The organism is Bacteroides sp. MSB163 (genome assembly GCF_036416795.1).
Lineage (GTDB): Bacteria > Bacteroidota > Bacteroidia > Bacteroidales > Bacteroidaceae > Bacteroides > Bacteroides maternus.
Genome location: NZ_CP143867.1, coordinates 1,855,187 through 1,873,525, shown reverse-complemented (window position 1 = coordinate 1,873,525; position 18,339 = coordinate 1,855,187). Strand labels below are relative to the sequence as shown.

General features: G+C 43.8%; 13 protein-coding genes. 9 read left to right on the top strand and 4 right to left on the bottom strand.

Going from position 1 to position 18,339, the window contains the following annotated elements:
* Window positions 1-6: 6 nt before the first annotated feature.
* The 4 genes from VYM24_RS06425 to VYM24_RS06410 all read right to left on the bottom strand — a co-directional run bounded on the left by VYM24_RS06425 (window position 7) and on the right by VYM24_RS06410 (window position 3,927).
* Window positions 7-852: a helix-turn-helix transcriptional regulator gene (locus tag VYM24_RS06425; protein ID WP_330941789.1), complete on the bottom strand. Its 846-nt coding sequence runs from the start codon at window positions 850-852 to the stop codon at window positions 7-9.
* A 129-nt stretch (window positions 853-981) separates the two neighbouring features.
* Window positions 982-1,962 carry a fimbrillin family protein gene (locus VYM24_RS06420; RefSeq protein WP_330941788.1) on the bottom strand — a complete coding sequence of 327 codons (981 nt, stop codon included), beginning with the start codon at window positions 1,960-1,962 and terminating at the stop codon, window positions 982-984.
* Between the two features lie 40 nt (window positions 1,963-2,002).
* Window positions 2,003-2,956, bottom strand: coding sequence for a DUF5119 domain-containing protein (locus VYM24_RS06415; protein ID WP_330941787.1), 954 nt, complete (start codon window positions 2,954-2,956; stop codon window positions 2,003-2,005).
* A 5-nt stretch (window positions 2,957-2,961) separates the two neighbouring features.
* Window positions 2,962-3,927 (bottom strand): DUF3575 domain-containing protein, encoded by a 966-nt coding sequence (locus VYM24_RS06410; RefSeq protein WP_330941786.1) that lies wholly within the window; start codon window positions 3,925-3,927, stop codon window positions 2,962-2,964.
* A gap of 968 nt (window positions 3,928-4,895) precedes the next feature.
* Between VYM24_RS06410 and VYM24_RS06405 the strand changes: the two genes are divergently transcribed.
* The 9 genes from VYM24_RS06405 (at window position 4,896) to VYM24_RS06365 (ending at window position 18,140) form a co-directional block, all read left to right on the top strand.
* Window positions 4,896-5,495 (top strand): RNA polymerase sigma-70 factor, encoded by a 600-nt coding sequence (locus VYM24_RS06405; protein WP_330941785.1) that lies wholly within the window; start codon window positions 4,896-4,898, stop codon window positions 5,493-5,495.
* 65 nt (window positions 5,496-5,560) lie between these two features.
* Entirely contained in the window at window positions 5,561-6,613 is a 1,053-nt protein-coding gene (locus tag VYM24_RS06400; protein WP_330941784.1) for a FecR family protein, read from the top strand.
* A gap of 96 nt (window positions 6,614-6,709) precedes the next feature.
* On the top strand, window positions 6,710-10,222 hold the full coding sequence (locus VYM24_RS06395; protein ID WP_330941783.1) for a TonB-dependent receptor: 3,513 nt from the start codon (window positions 6,710-6,712) through the stop codon (window positions 10,220-10,222).
* Between the two features lie 15 nt (window positions 10,223-10,237).
* Window positions 10,238-12,004, top strand: a complete 1,767-nt coding sequence (locus VYM24_RS06390) for a RagB/SusD family nutrient uptake outer membrane protein (protein ID WP_291550443.1) — start codon at window positions 10,238-10,240, stop codon at window positions 12,002-12,004.
* A 19-nt stretch (window positions 12,005-12,023) separates the two neighbouring features.
* The gene (locus VYM24_RS06385) at window positions 12,024-12,926 is read left to right on the top strand and encodes a glycerophosphodiester phosphodiesterase family protein (protein ID WP_291550444.1); all 903 of its coding nucleotides are present in this window, start codon (window positions 12,024-12,026) and stop codon (window positions 12,924-12,926) included.
* 12 nt (window positions 12,927-12,938) lie between these two features.
* Window positions 12,939-14,384, top strand: a complete 1,446-nt coding sequence (locus VYM24_RS06380) for an outer membrane protein assembly factor BamB family protein (protein WP_330941782.1) — start codon at window positions 12,939-12,941, stop codon at window positions 14,382-14,384.
* 36 nt (window positions 14,385-14,420) lie between these two features.
* Window positions 14,421-15,320, top strand: a complete 900-nt coding sequence (locus VYM24_RS06375; protein ID WP_330941781.1) for a glycerophosphodiester phosphodiesterase family protein — start codon at window positions 14,421-14,423, stop codon at window positions 15,318-15,320.
* 12 nt (window positions 15,321-15,332) lie between these two features.
* Window positions 15,333-16,685 (top strand): MFS transporter, encoded by a 1,353-nt coding sequence (locus VYM24_RS06370; RefSeq protein WP_330941780.1) that lies wholly within the window; start codon window positions 15,333-15,335, stop codon window positions 16,683-16,685.
* A 138-nt stretch (window positions 16,686-16,823) separates the two neighbouring features.
* Entirely contained in the window at window positions 16,824-18,140 is a 1,317-nt protein-coding gene (locus tag VYM24_RS06365; protein WP_330941779.1) for an ATP-binding protein, read from the top strand.
* Window positions 18,141-18,339: the final 199 nt, after the last annotated feature.

The following is an 18,339-nucleotide window of genomic DNA, read 5'->3' as shown; positions in this document are numbered from 1 at the left end:
GAAGATCTATGCAGGTTGTTCGTGCCGCAATCCACGGGGAGAAGAGCCGAAGTTCTTCTTACAAAAGTTGGAGAAATGGGGCAAAGACTCGAAACCATATTTATAGCAGATTTCGGAAATGGTGGCTTCTGTGTAACGAAGGTCATAGGCTATACTTTCTTTGCGTTTCTCCATCATCCACTCATAAACAGGTTTGTGGAAAACTGAGTTGAAGATGCGCCGGAAGGTGGTGGTGGTGTATCCGCCTAATTGGGCAAGTTCTTCCACAGTCTTCACCTTGGTATGGTTTTGCAGGACAAAATACTGAAAAGAGGAAGTGTACTTGGAAAGCGGATGCACCAACATAGAGAGGTCGTAGTCCGAATAAAACTGTCCGAGGATGAAGGCAAGTTCTTTCCTCTTAAAGGAAAGCAGTTCGCGGCAAATCCTTTTTTCCGTCAGATAGGACTTCGAAGCTTCCAGAAAGAAATTCAGTTCAGGGATTATCTTTAGAGGGGAGAAAATGAGCGGAGGAGTTACCTCTGCCATAATATGCTTATAACGCTTTTCACAGAATTGTTCCGGCTGATTGAAACGATAGCAAACACATTCGGCATCTGTCAGAGCAAGAACTTCATACTTTGAACCAATGGCTTGAAGAATGAATTCTCCAGCACGCAACACGGTTCCGGCATACTCCTGACTGTTGATAAGTACTTCTCCTTTCAACAGGAAAATCATGATGTTTTCTTCGCATTGTTGAACAGGGAGATGAAAGCCTCTGGGATGAGAAGCATACATTATGGCGTTGTCCACAGCCTTCGGACATTCCTGGCACAGTATGGTCGCCCCGCAAGAGGAGTAATCATGCATTGTAGATTGAATGTTTTTGTTTGTTATTGTGCCGCAAAAATATGAATATTTTGCTGAGATACAAAAAAATCCCCTAAGACTTTTTTAAGGGAAAGTCTTAGGGGAGGAGAATTATGAAATTATAAAGGATTATTCAGCGGGAGGAGTGACAGGGGTATCATCGTTAGTATTCCAATTACCTACTTCAGGTGCAAAGCTAATAGTAGCTCCTTCACTTGATAACGTTAAAGTATAACGCACTTTCTTACCTACTTCCCAGTTTGCTGTTTTGTCCAAAGATATTACAGCATCAGTAACTTCATCAATCTGAACATCTTTAGAATTATAAACGTTATAACTAACTTTAATTTTAGAACTGGTACTCATAGCCTGTGGCATCAACATTAAAGCACCTTTTGCTTGGTCTAAATCTGCGACTGTAGTACCAGAAACAGGAGCATTTTCAGCAGTAGGATAGATATATTTTCCTGCTGTTCCTGTAACTGTCCATGTACTATCCGCAAAGGAATAAGTACCTGTATTGGCAACTCCTTCAATTGATATTGAGGATATTGTATATTTCAAATCAGTATTAGAGCCTTTCGCTGAAAAATTGACTTGAGTAAGTGCATGAAGAAATGAAAGTTTTACAGTACTTTCCGTCTTCTTTTGATTAATTAATTGCGCTACTACAAAATCTTTCTGTCTAGAAGCATCATCATTTATAGTATAGGTAATGATTGGATAAATATCACTATCATTCAATTTATATGTAGCACTTGCATCAGTTGCATATGCAAAGAACTGTACATTGCTGTTAAAGGGCCAATAATAAGGACCACCTGCTAATTCCCATTTTGCAGAATATGTAGCGGCTACACCGTCCATGAAAGGAGTTCCCAATCCTTTAGCTGCAACATTCTTCATTTCTGTTTCACCTGTATTATAAGCATACACAGTAAAACCGCTCTTCTGCAAAGAATCAATAGTTGTCACAGCAGCTCTTGTAGTCTTACTTACTATTGTCCCAAAGTTAATCTCCGCTTTGTTACCAACATTCTCAATCTCTTCATTCTGTGTGCAACCTACGATTGCCAAAGCAGCAACGGCTGCCAATAAAATTTTCTTCATAACCGTTTGTTTTATAAGTTAATATTTTATTTCTTTATTTTCATTCTACGGGCAACTCCACATTCGTCTCATCATCCCAGTCTCCCACATCACCTCCGATGCCTCCGCCACCTCCTGGAGGCACTTCCACATCGTCCACCTCAATCTCTTCATCAATCGGTATCTCTATATCTGTCTCCGGTTCCGGTTCTTCTTCCCCGCCCGAAGGAGGTGGCGGTGGAGCTACAGCTTTTGTAATATCTACTTTAACCTCCTGAACCGTATGATCCACCTTTATCAGCAACAGCTTCATCGTCACCTCTCCGCCTGCGCGGGTACTTGTGAACGTCGGTGCAGAGAAAGCCGAGAAACTGCCACGTAACACAGCATCCCCTCTATTGGCCTCTACATAAATCGGTGCAATGCTGGACGTACAAGTACCATCACTCATACAATAAGAACCATTCATCCCATCCACATTGCAGACAATGCTCGCTACATTCTTCAATCCCTTCACCTTTATTTCAAAAGAATAGTGCCTAACCACCAGCCGTGGTTGGAATTCCATCAACAACACATCCTCACTCTTTTCTATTCTCATATCATTCATACTTACTACATACAAAGGGTCGGGTGCCCACACCATTTTCTCGCTTGTGTCAAGACCCGAACAATATCCCGTATAAGCTTCAATCGTTTCATACGCTCCATCGCCGCGAATCTGCACACACTCCGTATTATAATTGTAAATCACCACGTCATAATATCCCGGAGGCACTTTCACTTCACCTCCTTCCACCGACAGGTAACTCTCCACCTTTCTCCCTTCTTCGCTCTTTGGATAGAAGATGACCCGCATACCTTCGGGCAGTTCGTCCGTCACTCCCTCCCAGTTGAACTTTATCTGTACCCCACTGACGGGATAATCATCCAGCATGTCTCTGAAGCTACATCCTGTCAAAAGCACCGATAGTCCGGATAGAAGCAAAAGAAACATATACATCCTATTCCTCATAGCCTTCACCTCCTACGCTTAATGAGCCATACCAAAGAGATTTTGGCTTTCGTAGGCCCAATGAAATGATAGCGCCCGCTACTTGTCCAAATCAAATCTTCTTCGTAAGTGGTGTATTTGCGGTATTCCGTCTCCAGATAGCCTATGCCCACGCTGAACTCAAGAGCCAGATAACGGGCCAGTTGGCAACTATATCCATAAGTCAGACCGGAAGCTGCATAATGATTGCCCCGATACCCTTTATCTTTGTCCAATTGGAAATCGTACACTCCCCCTTCGGCATATACCCCCACGAAATGTCCCGTCAACTGGTCGCGCTTCCTGCGGTTTCCCAGCCAAACACGTGCCTCGACGCCTCCCGAAAGAAGCTGATAACAGAAGCCACGCGCATTGTCCGACCACCAGGGACATTTATATTCAACATTCAAAGACCACCGTCGTCCTACGGGCAATTCTACTTCCAAATTTGGAGCCAGTGCCAAATCATACAGCAAATTGTTTTTTATAGCTAATACCGTCCTATTTTTAAATTCTCTCTTTTTCTTATTCTCTATTGCAGCGGAAACAGGCACTGGCTCCATTTTCAGTATCGGCAGACTATCTGCAGGCAACGACAATTTTATTATGAACAAATCATTTTCTATCTCTCTCGCCTTCTCTATCCTCAGAAATATATATTCCGATAAATAGCTCCAGGCTTTACCTTCATTCAACCGGCGCAGCAACTTCATCAGTTTCCCGAAGTCTCCGTAGTGATACTTTATCAACGTCAGGACTTCTTCCCGGTCCGGCACTTGCGGGTCGTTCGTTATCCATTGATAAACTCTCCCCCACGTTTCGGGTTGCACCATCCGGTCTTCTACTTTGCAAGTATCAGCATTCGCCGCATATCTTTCAGCGCGCGCCTCTTCTTTTCCTAATATCAAAAAAAAGAGTATTAAGAGTATATATGAACCGACGCGAACCCTCATAACTTTGCTTTGTATAGAGGCAAAAGTATATCATATAATTTTAAATAAATACAGATTCTATAACTCTTTTCAGGGAGTGAAAGGTTCTGTGAAACGAATGAAACAGATTTGCAACTTTGCGATAAACATTCTCGTGATTGTAGTTACATATACCTCCCTGAATGCAGGATTTACAGATAATCATGAAGCCCTTGCAACTGAATAATTATACTATTTATTTACTCCATTGAAGTATCAGGTACATACCCGAACCGTATCAGGCCCGTACCAAGACCGTACCAAGTCCGTAAAAAGGGGACCCTATACGGAGATGATACGGAGATAACACGGAGCAGACACGGAGCAGATACGGAGCAAATACAGAAAAGGCACGGACCTCGCACGGACCTAAGCACATCGGCATACTATCAAAAAGACAACTCGTGTGCGAAAACAGTGAATATCCGTGAAAGAATTCTAAAAGAAATAGTAAACAGAAGCTATGATTTGGAAGGAATATAGTAAACTGTTATATTTGTCATGTGATTTTTTTCATAGTATTAGATTTAAGGTTAACAAAGGTTGGAGTACAGCGGTACTCCTTTTTTTATGCTCTATCGCCAGATACACTCCCCCGACTTGCCAAGCCAGACATTCATTTTGACTCATATCATTTATTTTCATTTGATATTCATAGTGCTACATATTATTTATTTCATTCCTGCATCGCTGTAAATCAGACTATAGGAGCCAGTTTTTGCCACCATGTTGGCAAGACTTTGCCATCTCATTGGCAAGGCTTTGCCAACGTAGTGGCAGAAGTTTGCCAACGTAGTGGCAAAGTCTTGCCAATGAAATGGTAGAACCTTGGCAAAATGTGCTGTAGTTAAAAAGCACTACTACTATTCGGATATTCTGGAAATTATTAATAATATTGCAACCTGTTACGTAAGCACAAGGCATACCTTTGAAGCCTAAATCAATAATATATGATTGCAAACGAAAATAGAAATGAATTGCTACAATCACTAAAGGAGGGTTCTTTTTCTGCATTCGAGAAGTTATACAATCTGTATAGCGGTAAGCTCTACAACTTTATGATGCGTCTCTCTTCCGGCAATCAGTATATGGCGGAAGAGGTGGTGCAGCAAACATTTATCCGCATATGGGAGGTGCGGGAGAAGATAGACCCGGCTGAAAACTTCATCTCCTACCTCTGCACCATAGCCCGCAATATGTCGATGAATATGTATCAGCATCAGACGGTGGAATACATCTATACCGAATACCTGTTGAAAAGCAGTTCCGAACGCGATTGCCAAACGGAAGAGAACACCGACCTGCGCTTTCTGAACGACTACATCGACTCATTGGCCGAAGAACTACCCCCTTCGCGCAAGAGGATTTTCCTGCTCAGCAAACGTCAGGGCTACACCAACAAGGAGATAGCCGCGATGCTGGACATCTCGGAAAGTACCGTTGCCACCCAACTATCACTTGCCGTGAAGTTCATGCGCGAACAATTCATTAAGCATTACGATAAGCTGATTCTCATCCTATGGGCCTTTTTTGTTAACGAAATGCAATAATAACGACACAGTTGGACAAGAGAATGGAAGTAACTGTATACACATATAGAAATAAGTAAGAGAAGATGGAAAAAGAATATTATAAGAACTTAGCCGAAAAATACTTCGCAGGAGACATCACAGAAGCGGAAATCAGCGAATTGGCAGGATGGATACGCAACAATGCCCAACTGGTAGGATGGTGGGAGAAGGAGTTTGAGAAGTCCGCCGCCGACATCAGTCCCGCCTTGCGCGATAAGATGTTTGCCCGGATTAAGACGGAAGTTCTTAAAGAGACTTCCGGAACTTCCGAAGTCTCCGGGCTTTCCGGTAAAGACACAGTTGCCCCCTACACACCGCAACAACCTGCCGTGAAGCGTACACCGGGCAAAGCACTGGTTCCCGCCTGGGCAAGGTGGGCGGCTATGATTTGCATTCCCATCTGCATCGCCTTCTTCACTTACAATATCCTGAGTATCTCTAATGCCGATAAAGCCCACTCACCCTTCATTGTGAAAGCCGACAAGGGCGACAAAGCCACTGTAATTCTGCCCGACGGTACAGACGTCATCCTGAATTCCGCCTCCCAACTCAGTTATCTGAGCGACTTCGGAAGAAACGAACGCCGCGTGCAACTGGAAGGAGAAGGTTACTTCAAAGTGGCACATGACACCCGCCGCACTTTCATCGTGCAGGTGGGCGAACTGGAAGTTAAAGTAATGGGCACGGTGTTCAACGTCTGCGCCTACAGTAACGACCAAGATGTGACTGTCGTCCTACTGGAAGGAAAAGTCGGTATCTACACGCCATCCACTTCTACCATCCTAAACCCCGGAGAGAAGATAAACTACAACAAGTCCACCCGCAAACTGAGTACCGAGAAAGTCTATCCCGACGACTACGTAAGCTGGACGAAAGGCAGTCTCTACTTCCAAAACGAATCTTTGGAAAACATCATGAAAGCCCTTTCACGAGTGTATGACGTCACAATACGTATCGACTCACCCAAGATATCCGAAGAACGTTTCACCGGTACTATCCCCGGTGGAGGTATACAGAACGCTTTAAACATCATCATGCTGACCTCTCCATTCCGTTATGAAATGGAAGATTCAGTCATTATCTTAAAGGAGAAATAGCCGTTGGTTTGTTAATGTGAGTTAAAAGAAAAAAGCCGCTTGGACGGCGACATAAGGAAACCTGTATACCTATCAAACCAACTTAATTTATTTGATATGAAAAACAGGAAACCAAAGAATCTAAGAACTATGCGGGCGCTTTGCCTCACCTTGTTCTTGAGTGTATCACTCAGCCTTTTCTCGCAGATCACCGTCACTGTGGAAAACACGCCGTTGCGTACCGCACTGAAAAAGATTGAGCAGGTAAGCAACTACAAGTTCTTCTACAATGAGAAACTGGCAGGTCTCGATCAGACCGTTTCCTTCAACGTAAGCAATGCCACCATCGAACAGACTTTGCAGAAAGTGCTGGGGGGGGGGAAGGAGCTTACTTACAGAATGGAGAAAGACAATGTAGTAGTGCTGTTGCAGAAGGAGGCTGTGAATCAGAAGACTAAGACGATTACCGGAACGATTGTAGACCAGTCGGGCGAACCGGTAATTGGTGCCAGCATTGTAGTAAAAGGAACCAGCAATGGTACCATCACCGATATAGACGGTAATTACACCTTGGCAAATGTACCTGAAAATTCCACAATCAACATTTCCTATATAGGTTATCAGTCCTTGACCTATCCCGCATCCAGTAAAGAACTCACCAAAGTTACGCTGAAAGAGGATAGTGAAATGCTGGATGAGGTGGTGGTAGTAGGATACGGTACCACCAAGAAAGCAAATCTGTCCGGTGCCGTAGACCAAATATCCTCGAAAGAAATAGAGCACCGCGTCAGTGGCAATGCCGGGCAAGTACTCCAAGGAATGATTCCCAATCTGAATGTTTCCTTCAGCGATGGTTCCATAAACTCAAAGGCAACCTTTGATGTACGTGGCGTAGGTTCCATAAACGGCGGAAAGCCTTTGGTACTTATCGACGGCGTAGAAGGTGATATGAATTATATCAATCCCAAAGATATAGAATCCATATCTGTACTGAAAGACGCTTCTTCTGCCGCCATCTATGGTGCCCGTGCCGCTTTTGGTGTAGTACTTATCACGACCAAGAATCCGAATGCCGGAAAAATACAGGTGAATTATTCCAATCACTTCGGTTGGAGCAATCCCACTATCAATACAGACAATTTTATCACGGACGGTCTGGAATGGGCTCGCCTGAGCGACAAGTTAAGTCTTTTGGAAAACACAAGTACCTACTTAGGATACACTGAAGAAGACTATGCCTATATGGAAGCCCGCAAGAAAGACCCTTCACTCCCTTCCGCACTGATAAAAACAGTAGACGGCGTGGAGCGCTATGTACATTACGGAAATACGGATTGGTGGGATTATATCTTCCAGAATAACCAGCCCTCCATGGAACATAACCTGAATATTTCCGGTGGTAGCGAGAAAGTTCGTTTCTATCTTTCCGGAAGATTCTATTCAAGAGAAGGTATTTACCGAATCAACCCCGATAAACTGAAAAGTTATACCTTACGCAGCAAGATCGATTTCCAGCTGACCTCCTCTATCAAGATAACCAACTCCACCAATATCTATTTCAGCGATTACGATTATCCGGCAACCAACAATCGTAATGTAGGTGGAAGCGATAACAGTGAGGATTGGAGAAAATATACCTTCCACGCTTCCCCGGTATTCTTACCCCGAAATCCGGATGGTACTATTCTTATCAACGGCGCCTACACTCCCGGCCGTGACATAGCAGACGGCACATTTGCCGACCTGACCTATGGGAAAAGCAAGGGACTTGACCAGGAGCATGACATTTCAAACACCATTGCTTTGCAGTTTACTCCCATCAAGGATGTAGTATTGAATGCCGACTATAGTTTCCGTAAAGGAAGTCCCGTTTCCAAACTGTTACTGGTTTCAACTCCACACACCAACCAACCCAATGGTGAGGGAACAAGCCGCTATATGCCTAACAAATCACTCTATAAGGAGATGCATTGGCAAACTATGTATCAGGCAGTCAATGCCTTCGGTACATACAGCCACCTCTTTGCAAAGAAACACGATGTAAAGGCAATGATCGGATTCAACCAGGAATGGAGACATTGGGAGCGCAGCGTTGCAAGACGCAGTTCACCCGCATCCGAAGAACTGGGTTCTTTCAATCTCGCCACAGGAGAAAATGTACAGGTTCAGGGAAATGCTGATGAATGGGCTATCCGTGCCGCTTTTTACCGCCTGAACTACGACTACCTGGGACGCTATCTATTAGAGTTCAACGGACGCTTCGACCTTTCCTCCAAGTTCCCCCATAATAAACGCCTGGGTATTTTTCCCTCCGGTTCTTTTGCCTGGCGCATAAGTGAAGAACCATTCTTCCAATCATTGAAATCCGTTATGGATAACTTAAAATTCCGCGTTTCCTATGGGACACTGGGCAATCAAAACGTAGGTCCATACGACTACATAGCCAAAATGAAAGTCACGCAAGGGGATTACCTGATGGACAGTTCATACATGAGTTACCTGACTACCCCTGATGCCATCTCCTCAAACTTCACTTGGGAAAAATCTCAGACCATTGACTTTGGAGTCGATTTCTCTTTGTTTAACGGACGGTTCTCCACTTCTTTCGACTGGTATCAACGCGACACAAAAGATATGTTGACCCAAGGTAAGAAACTTCCATCTGTTTTCGGAACTTCCGAACCACAAGAGAATGCCGCTAATTTGCGTACAAGAGGTTTCGAGCTGTCAGTGAAATGGCAGGATAAATTCTTGCTGGCACACCAGCCGTTCGAATATAAAGTAGGATTCACATTAGCTGATAACGTAACAGAAATTACCAAATTCGACAACCCCGACGGACAGATAGACCAGTTTTATGTAGGTAAACGCTTGGGTGAAATATGGGGATATACGGTTGAAGGGTTCTTCCAGGATGACATGGAATATCTGAAACATGCAGACCAAACGAAAGTAAACCGAAGAATCCAACGTAACTACCTCATTAACCATCCGATAGCTGGAGACATCAAATTCAAAGACTTGGATGGCAATGGAGAAATATCTCCGGGTGACCAGACTTTGGCAAATCCGGGTGACCTGCGCATTATCGGTAATACATCGCCCAGATACACTTGCTCCCTGAACCTGGGATTCAATTATTACGGCTTCGACTTTTCAACATTCTTTCAGGGAGTCCTGAAACGTAACTGGTGGCCGGGCAAGGATAACAGTTTCTTCTGGGGACCGTTTACACGCCAGTACGAGAATTTCTACCCTAAAAGTATTGAGCAAAACTCATGGACCCCGGAAAACCCGAATGCATACTTCCCACGTCTGGCTGTATATGCGGCCAACGAAGGTGGAAATTATGAAGGCGCTCAGTTGAGAGTCTATTCTGATAAATACTTGCAGAATGCTGCTTATGTCCGCCTGAAAGATATCACTTTAGGCTATACTCTGCCTAAGGCACTCTGTAGTAAGATTGGATTCTCCAGCATCCGGGTTTATGTTTCAGGAACCAACCTCCTGACGTTCTCTCCTTTGTACAAACATAACGAGGACCGCACCGTAGACCCGGAACAATTGGGAGACGGTAATTCTTACCCGTTCAGCAAGACATTTGCTTTTGGTTTTGATTTTAAATTTTAAAGAAGAAGTATAGCTATGAATAAATTCAATATAATAAAAGTTTGTACTGTTTGTATGATAGGCATAGGCATGGCCTCATGCAACGACTCATTCATGGACAGATTCCCTATCGCGGAAATATCGCCGGAGAACTCATTCAAGTCTGCACAAGACCTCGAATTGTATACTAATGGGTTTTATGAGAATCTTCCGAAAATCAATGATATTGTCCGAGGAGATAATACATCAGATAATATACTTTACAGCAATGTACCTATGGAACAACGAAGTGCGGAAAGAGATATTCCATCCGAAGCCGGTAGTAGTGGCTGGAGTTGGGGAGCTCTCCGGAAAATCAATATTTTCTTTGATAACTACACACGTTGTGAAGACAAAGTTGCCGCACTGAAGTATGAAGGTGTTGCCCGTTTCTTCAGAGCCTGGTTCTACTTCGACAAAGTGAAACGCTTTGGTGGTGTGCCCTGGTATGAAACAGAAATCAAAACAGACGATGAAGACTTGCTATATAAGCCCAGAGATTCACGTGAATTCATTATGAACAAAACGATTGAAGATCTGGAAATAGCAGTGGAACGTCTGGGTACTACCAGAAAACCGGACCAGATATCCAAATGGACTGCATTAGCTTTCTTGTCCCGCGTATGTCTCTACGAAGGTACTTATCGTAAATATCACACAGAACTAAATCTTCCCGATGCCGACAAACTACTGGAGAAAGCATATAAAGCAGCGGAAAGAGTAATGAATGAATCGGGCTATAGTTTATATACCACAGGAAATTCCGATGTCGATTACAGGGACTTGTTTGCTTCCGATGATCTGAAAGAGGCAGAAGTTATTTTGGGAAGACGTTACTCGTTGGTATTGAATAAGATGCATAATACAAACTATTATTTTCTATCAAAAACCCAACAAGACGTAGGGCTGACCAAAGACTTTGTGAATACCTATCTGTTGGCCAACGGAACACCGTTCACCGCTCAAACAGATTATGCTACCATGCAGTTCAAGGATGAAATGAAGAACCGGGACAAACGTCTGGCACAGACAATCCGTTCAGTGGGATATACCCGGATTGACAGCGACAAACCATTACTTCCCGACTTAGAAGCCTCCATGACGGGATACCAGATTGCTAAATTCATATCCAAAGAGGCACAGGATGGAGATGGTGCATCCTATCAGGATGTAGCTATCATTCGCTATGCGGAAGTTCTTCTGAATTATGCCGAAGCCAAGGCTGAACTGGGAGTAATCACACAGGATGACATTGATAAGTCTATAAGGCTGATTCGCGTAAGAGCCGGAATGCCAAATCTGAATCTTGCTACATCCAATTCCAATCCGGACGGGATACTTGCAAGCGAATACACCAACGTAACCGGAAGTAATAAAGGCGTCATTCTGGAAATCAGACGCGAACGCCGCATAGAATTAGCTCTCGAAGGATTCCGCTATGATGACTTGATGCGCTGGAAAATGGGTAAACTACTTGAACCTCATTTCACAGGTATGTATTTCCCCTCACTGGGTGAATTTGATTTGGACGGAGATGGCACAGCCGATCTTCTGCTTTACGACGATAAAGCACCCGAAAGTAAAGCGAAACAAAAAATCAAAGTGGGAGGTGTCCTTCAGCTGACAGAAGGGAAACGAGGCTATCTGGTTGGTTTCCTGAATATAACGAAGAAATTTGATGAAACACGCGATTACCTATATCCGATACCGTCAGGTGATATCTTGCTGAACAAGAATCTGGAGCAAAACCCGAATTGGAAATAACCTAAAAACAGAATGAATCATGAAAATAGATAAAACATGTATAATAGGATTTTTCTTTTCTCTGTTTCTGTTAGTAGCTTGCGGAAGTGATAATGAGCCATCCGTTCCGGAAGAACCTGACCCAATGGAAGAGCCCTACCCCGAAGTTACTGAAAGTGAGCGAGCATCTATTCCCGTTTCATTGCAGAAGAGAGACCACGTGCAGATATGTGCCCATCGGGGATACTGGAAAGATGCGCCGGAAAACTCCGTCAAAGCGGTAACTCTGGCTATTGAGAACAAAATAGATATGATAGAGTTAGACGTGAGGATGTCAAAAGATGGAAAGCTGGTATTGATGCACGATGCCACTATCGAACGTACGACAAATGGCACTGGAAAAGTATCGGAATTGAGTTACAAGGAATTAAGTTCGTACAATCTGTATCATGAGGGAGAATTGACGGAAGAAAAAGTACCGCTCTTCAAAGATATTCTATCAACCGCCAGAGGGAAGATCTACATTGATATAGATGTGAAGATTTCCGATTATAAGGCAGTATACGACTTGGTAAAGCAATATGGTATGCTTTCCCAGGTACTGTTTACAGTCTATGATGTGGCAGCAGCCAAGAAGGTGGTGAATCTGGATGAAAACGCCATCCTCTTACCAGTCATCTACGAAATGCAGGATCTGGAAAATTATCTGGCAATTCGCAAACCTCTTCCCGTTGCCCAGTTCAATAGCGCTGCTTTCACAGACGACATTCTGGCCAAAGCATCCGAAAACGGTGTTTTCCTATTCAAAAACATTTACATAAACACCAATATTACTCCGACTTCGGATAACTACAAACAAGTGAAAGCATTTCTGATAAAAGAAGGAAGTATCATACAGACAGATTATCCCGTTGAACTGAAAGAGTATTTAAAAAACAATTAAAAAGATACATCAATGAAAAATACAATATTAATAATACTGACTGCACTTCTATGGATGGCATGCAGTGATGAAGATAAAGTGAATATAAAACCAGTGGCGGCTTTCAAGGCAAGTGAAGTCATCGTCCAGGAAGGACAGTCTGTAGCTTTCACCGACTTGTCATTTGACCAGGACGGACAAATAGCCAAATGGGCATGGGATTTTGGCAATGGCAGTTCTTCCGAAGAGCAATCTCCAATAACGGAATATTCTGCGGCCGGAGAATATACAGTGACTTTATCCGTCTGGGATAATCAAGGGACACAGAATGCAAATACATTCAGTAAGACTATCACTGTAAAAGAAAAGTCTACTGCTGACGTAGAACCCGAAATAGCATGGGAATTCCAGACACCATGCGGCTTTCAGGATGTATCTCCTGCCATCGACGATCATGGAAATGTCGTTGTGGGCTGCGATGCAAACAATGCACGCGGCGGGCAAAATATATGGGTAATAAACAATGGAACAGAAGTCTGGCATTATTCTTCGGGCGACGTAATCCGTTCTTCGGCTGCAATAGCAGATGATGGTACTATCTATGTGGGCAGCTATGACAAGAAACTATACGCCTTCTCCGCCAGTTCATCCGCACCATTGGGAACATTTGATCTGGGTGCCACAGCCAAGTTCAGTAGCCCGGCTATAGATAAAGATGGTACAGTATTTTTCTCTGCCAATAAAAAGTTATTTGCCATCAATGCGGCACCGGGTATGACCGAAAAGTGGAATGCCGATTGTGAAGGGACTACGCAATCTACTCCAGTAATAGGCGATGATGCTGTATACATCTGTTCCAATAGTGGTAAACTTTATGCTTTTGCCAAAAATGACGGAAAGAAGAGATGGACTGTGGAATATGGAAAGACTTGTACTTCAGTTCCCGCCATAGGAGAAGACGGCACCATTTATCTATGTGGTGAAACGGCGGATGGTGGAATAGTAATGGCTGTAAATCCGGATGGGACTGTAAAATGGCAACAATATTCAGCCTCAGCCTTCGCTAATTCCGGTATCTCGCTGAGTATCGACGGATATTTGTATGTAGGCAATTCTGACGGAGATATGCTTTGCTATACTCAGGAAGACGGTACCTCTGTCTGGAAGTTCAAGGCACAAGGACAGATTCGTTCGGTACCTGCAATAGACAATGCCGGAAATATTTACTTCGGTGACGGAAAAGGCTACTTCTATGTACTAAATTCAAAAGGAAAACTGAGTTATAAGGAAATTCAGTTGGGAGCAAACATCTGGTCATCTCCTGTTATTGATAAGAATGGACTTATCTACGTTTGCACCGATGTTACCAAATCATCAGAGCCAGGCAAGGTATTCGCACTCAGAACCCATGCAACAGGAGCACAACAAGGTTGGTCCATGCGGAGTGGAGACTACAAGAGAAACGCCCGTAAAAAATAACTTTAACGAATAAAAAACTCAAAAGAAAAATAGAATATGAAAAGGATATTATCAATATCAGTATTACTGATCGCTTATTTGGCAACATTTGCCCAAGGACATTTTAAAGAGATAGAAAAGAGCTTCAAGGAACCGGAGACTAAATCGATTCTTGTTGTTTCCCATCGTGCCGATTGGCGCAATGCACCGGAAAATTCCTTGCAGGCTATCCAGAACTGCATCGATATGGGTGTAGATATGGTGGAAATCGACCTGAAGAAAACAAAAGATGGTCACCTGGTACTGATGCACGATAAAATGATAGACCGCACAATGAACGGTAAAGGAAGTCCGGAGGATTATACTCTGGCAGAGCTAAAAGCCATGAGACTGAAAAATGGTGCCGGAATCAAAACCCGGCATCAGATTCCTACCTTTGAGGAAGTCATGAATCTATGTAAAGGCAAGATCATGGTAAATGTAGACAAAGGCTATGACTACTTCAAAGATGCGTATGAAGTACTAAAGAAAACCGGCACCGCAGACCAATGTGTGATGAAAGCCAGCCTGCCCTATAAACAAGTGAAAGCTGAAAATGGCGAAGTGCTGGATAAGATGATTTTCATGCCTGTTATCCAGTTACACAAAGAGGGAGCAGAAGCAATCATAGACGGGTATCTGAAACACATGAAGCCACAGGCTTTTGAATTAGTCTTCAATAACGACAGCCCTGAAGTGCAGCGCCTCATCAAGAAGGTTCACGACAGTGGAGCAAAGATATTCATCAACTCCCTCTGGCCCGAGCTTTGTGGCGGACATGATGATGACCGTGCCATAGAACTGCATCAGCCGAACGAGAGCTGGGGATGGATCATCAACCAGGGAGCAAAACTGATTCAGACAGACCGTCCCGCTATATTGCTGCAATACTTAAAGGATAAGAAACTGCACAAGTAAAGAAAAGAAAGCATGTTGAAACATATCATTGATTTTTACAAGGTGTCGGCTCCGGCACCTTGTAACGGGGAATCTTTGCCCGAACAAAAGCGTCGGTTGAAGCATCTGCAATGGTCCACTTTCCTTGCGGCAACTCTCGGATATAGTATGTACTATGTATGCCGTCTGAGCCTGAACATCGTTAAGAAGCCGATTGTAGATGAAGGCATCTTCTCCGAAACTGAATTAGGTATCATTGGTTCTGTATTATTCTTCACCTATGCCATAGGTAAGTTCTCTAACGGTTTCTTGGCGGACAGAAGCAATATCAACCGCTTCATGTCAACGGGATTGCTGGTGACGGCACTGGTAAACTTGTGTCTGGGCTTTGTGAACTCGTTCATCTTGTTCGCCATATTATGGGGTATCAGCGGTTGGTTTCAGTCTATGGGAGCGGCATCCTGCGTTGTAGGGTTATCACGCTGGTTTCCAGACAAGGAACGCGGTTCATTCTATGGTTTTTGGAGTGCCAGTCACAACATAGGCGAAGCAATGACGTTCATCATTGTGGCCTCCGTCGTGAGTGTGCTCGGATGGCGTTATGGATTTCTGGGTGCAGGCATGGTAGGTCTATTAGGCACATTACTTATCTGGCGTTTCTTCCACGATACACCCGAAAGCAAGGGGCTTCCTCCGATCAACGCACCGAAAGAAAAGAAAGTGATGAGCGCACTGGAGACGAAAGAATTTAACCGTGCACAGAAAGCTGTGTTAAGGAATCCGGCAATCTGGATACTTGCCCTCAGCAGTGCATTCATGTACATCAGCCGTTATGCTGTGAATAGTTGGGGAATATTTTATCTGGAGGCACAGAAAGGCTACTCAACATTGGATGCCAGTTTCATTATTTCTATCAGTTCGGTATGTGGCATCATAGGCACTATGCTTTCCGGGGTAATCTCAGACAAGCTGTTTAAAGGACGCCGCAATGCACCGGCACTTATATTCGGATTAACGAATGTATTGGCGCTTTGCTTGTTTCTATTGGTGCCTGGTGTACACTTCTGGTTGGATGCCTTGGCGATGATACTGTTTGGGATAGGCATCGGAGTGCTGATTTGCTTCCTCGGCGGACTGATGGCCGTCGATATTGCCCCGCGCAATGCTTCGGGAGCCGCTCTCGGAGTGGTAGGCATTGCCAGTTACATCGGTGCAGGGTTGCAGGATGTAATGAGTGGTATATTGATAGAAGGGCAAAAAACCGTAGTGAACGGAACAGATGTGTATGATTTCACCTATATCAACTGGTTCTGGATTGGCGCGGCGACGTTGTCGGTAGTGCTGGCGTTGCTGGTATGGAATGCAAAGTCGGCAGATACAGAATAAGGATATTCAGAAAAAGCACCACTCATTTGGTTAATCTCATTATTCTCTGTATTTTTGTTCCGTAACCGTCAGTTCCGTAATGCATATTACGGAACTGACGGTTACGGAACTTATTTATAATCACATAAACCACTGATTATGAAATTCTACGATAGAGAACAAGAAACAACTAAATTGCAGGAGATACAGCAGAAATCACTTCTGCAAGCTCAAATGACTATCATTACAGGACGGAGACGTATCGGTAAAACCCAGCTACTACTGAATGTCACGGCGAAGCAACCCACGCTATATTTCTTTGTGGCACGCAAAGCAGAAGCCGACCTCATCGCCGACTTTCAAGCCATCATAGCCCGCAATCTGAACATCCCCGTCTTCGGACAAGTAACTTCTTTTGCAGAACTGTTCCGCTTTCTCATGGAATACTCCGCCACTCATCCCTTCAATCTCATTATTGATGAGTTTCAAGAATTCTTCAATATCAACCCAGCCATTTACAGCGAAATGCAACACTATTGGGATGTCAACAAAGACAAGAGCCGAATAAACCTGCTACTCAGCGGTTCTGTTTATTCATTGATGCAAAAGATATTCCAGAACAGCAAGGAACCGCTATTCGGCAGAGCCACAGCGTATATCCGGCTGAAACCTTTCCGCACAGACGTGCTGAAGCTAATTCTATCCGACCACCACGCCCGCTATACAAACGAGGATTTACTCGCTCTATACGCATTTACCGGAGGCGTGGCAAAGTATGTACAACTCTTTATGGACAACGGCATTTTTACCAAAAAGAAGATGTTGGACTATATGATACAGGAAGACTCACTCTTCATTGCCGAAGGGAAAAATATGCTCGTTGAAGAATTCGGAAAAGATTACGCCGTCTATTTTTCTATTCTGGCCGCTATTGCAAGGGGAGAAAACACACGTGCCAAAATAGAAGCTGCCGTTCAGAAAGAACTCGGCGGTTACTTGTCCCGATTGGAAAAAGACTTTAGCCTTATCGAAAAGAGTATCCCGCTGCTGGCCAAGGTAGAAACCAAAAACGTACGCTATCGACTATGCGACAACTTCTTGTCATTCTGGTTCCGCTTCATCTTCAAGTATTACTATATGGTTGAGATCGGCTCCTACACTATGCTACGTGAGATTATAGAACGCGATTATGAAATATTCAGTGGTCTGGCATTAGAGAAATATTTCACGGCACGCTTCATGGAAGAGCAACGCAGCACCCGCATAGGCGGTTTCTGGGATCGGAAAGGAGAGAACGAAATAGACCTTATCACATTGAACGAGTTAGAGAAGTCCGCGCGCATCATTGAAGTGAAACGCCAGAAACGAAAAATAGATATGGAACGTTTACGGGCTAAAGGAGGTTTCTTCATTGAAAGTTCCGGCTTAAAAGATTATCAGGTAGAATATATGGGATTATCTATGGAAGACATGTAAGTTACCATACAAATAAACATCCATTACGCAGTTTTGATATCATAAAGACAACGATTTAGCCTTTTAGGCTAAATCCCTTTTATACAAAAGAGATGGAACAGAAGAAATCCTGCATATAGTATGACATCCATATGCAGGATTTCCGTATAATATACCTCCTTTATGCACTAATCCGGCAGAAAAAGCCAATATCTTGCCG

Excerpts from the sequence above, each read along its gene's own strand:
- VYM24_RS06425 (WP_330941789.1), bottom strand. The coding sequence starts at position 852 with ATGCATGATTACTCCTCTTGCGGGGCGACCATACTGTGCCAGGAATGT.
- VYM24_RS06420 (WP_330941788.1), bottom strand. The coding sequence starts at position 1,962 with ATGAAGAAAATTTTATTGGCAGCCGTTGCTGCTTTGGCAATCGTAGGT.
- VYM24_RS06415 (WP_330941787.1), bottom strand. The coding sequence starts at position 2,956 with ATGAGGAATAGGATGTATATGTTTCTTTTGCTTCTATCCGGACTATCG.
- VYM24_RS06410 (WP_330941786.1), bottom strand. The coding sequence starts at position 3,927 with ATGAGGGTTCGCGTCGGTTCATATATACTCTTAATACTCTTTTTTTTG.
- VYM24_RS06405 (WP_330941785.1), top strand. The coding sequence starts at position 4,896 with ATGATTGCAAACGAAAATAGAAATGAATTGCTACAATCACTAAAGGAG.
- VYM24_RS06400 (WP_330941784.1), top strand. The coding sequence starts at position 5,561 with ATGGAAAAAGAATATTATAAGAACTTAGCCGAAAAATACTTCGCAGGA.
- VYM24_RS06395 (WP_330941783.1), top strand. The coding sequence starts at position 6,710 with ATGAAAAACAGGAAACCAAAGAATCTAAGAACTATGCGGGCGCTTTGC.
- VYM24_RS06390 (WP_291550443.1), top strand. The coding sequence starts at position 10,238 with ATGAATAAATTCAATATAATAAAAGTTTGTACTGTTTGTATGATAGGC.
- VYM24_RS06385 (WP_291550444.1), top strand. The coding sequence starts at position 12,024 with ATGAAAATAGATAAAACATGTATAATAGGATTTTTCTTTTCTCTGTTT.
- VYM24_RS06380 (WP_330941782.1), top strand. The coding sequence starts at position 12,939 with ATGAAAAATACAATATTAATAATACTGACTGCACTTCTATGGATGGCA.
- VYM24_RS06375 (WP_330941781.1), top strand. The coding sequence starts at position 14,421 with ATGAAAAGGATATTATCAATATCAGTATTACTGATCGCTTATTTGGCA.
- VYM24_RS06370 (WP_330941780.1), top strand. The coding sequence starts at position 15,333 with ATGTTGAAACATATCATTGATTTTTACAAGGTGTCGGCTCCGGCACCT.
- VYM24_RS06365 (WP_330941779.1), top strand. The coding sequence starts at position 16,824 with ATGAAATTCTACGATAGAGAACAAGAAACAACTAAATTGCAGGAGATA.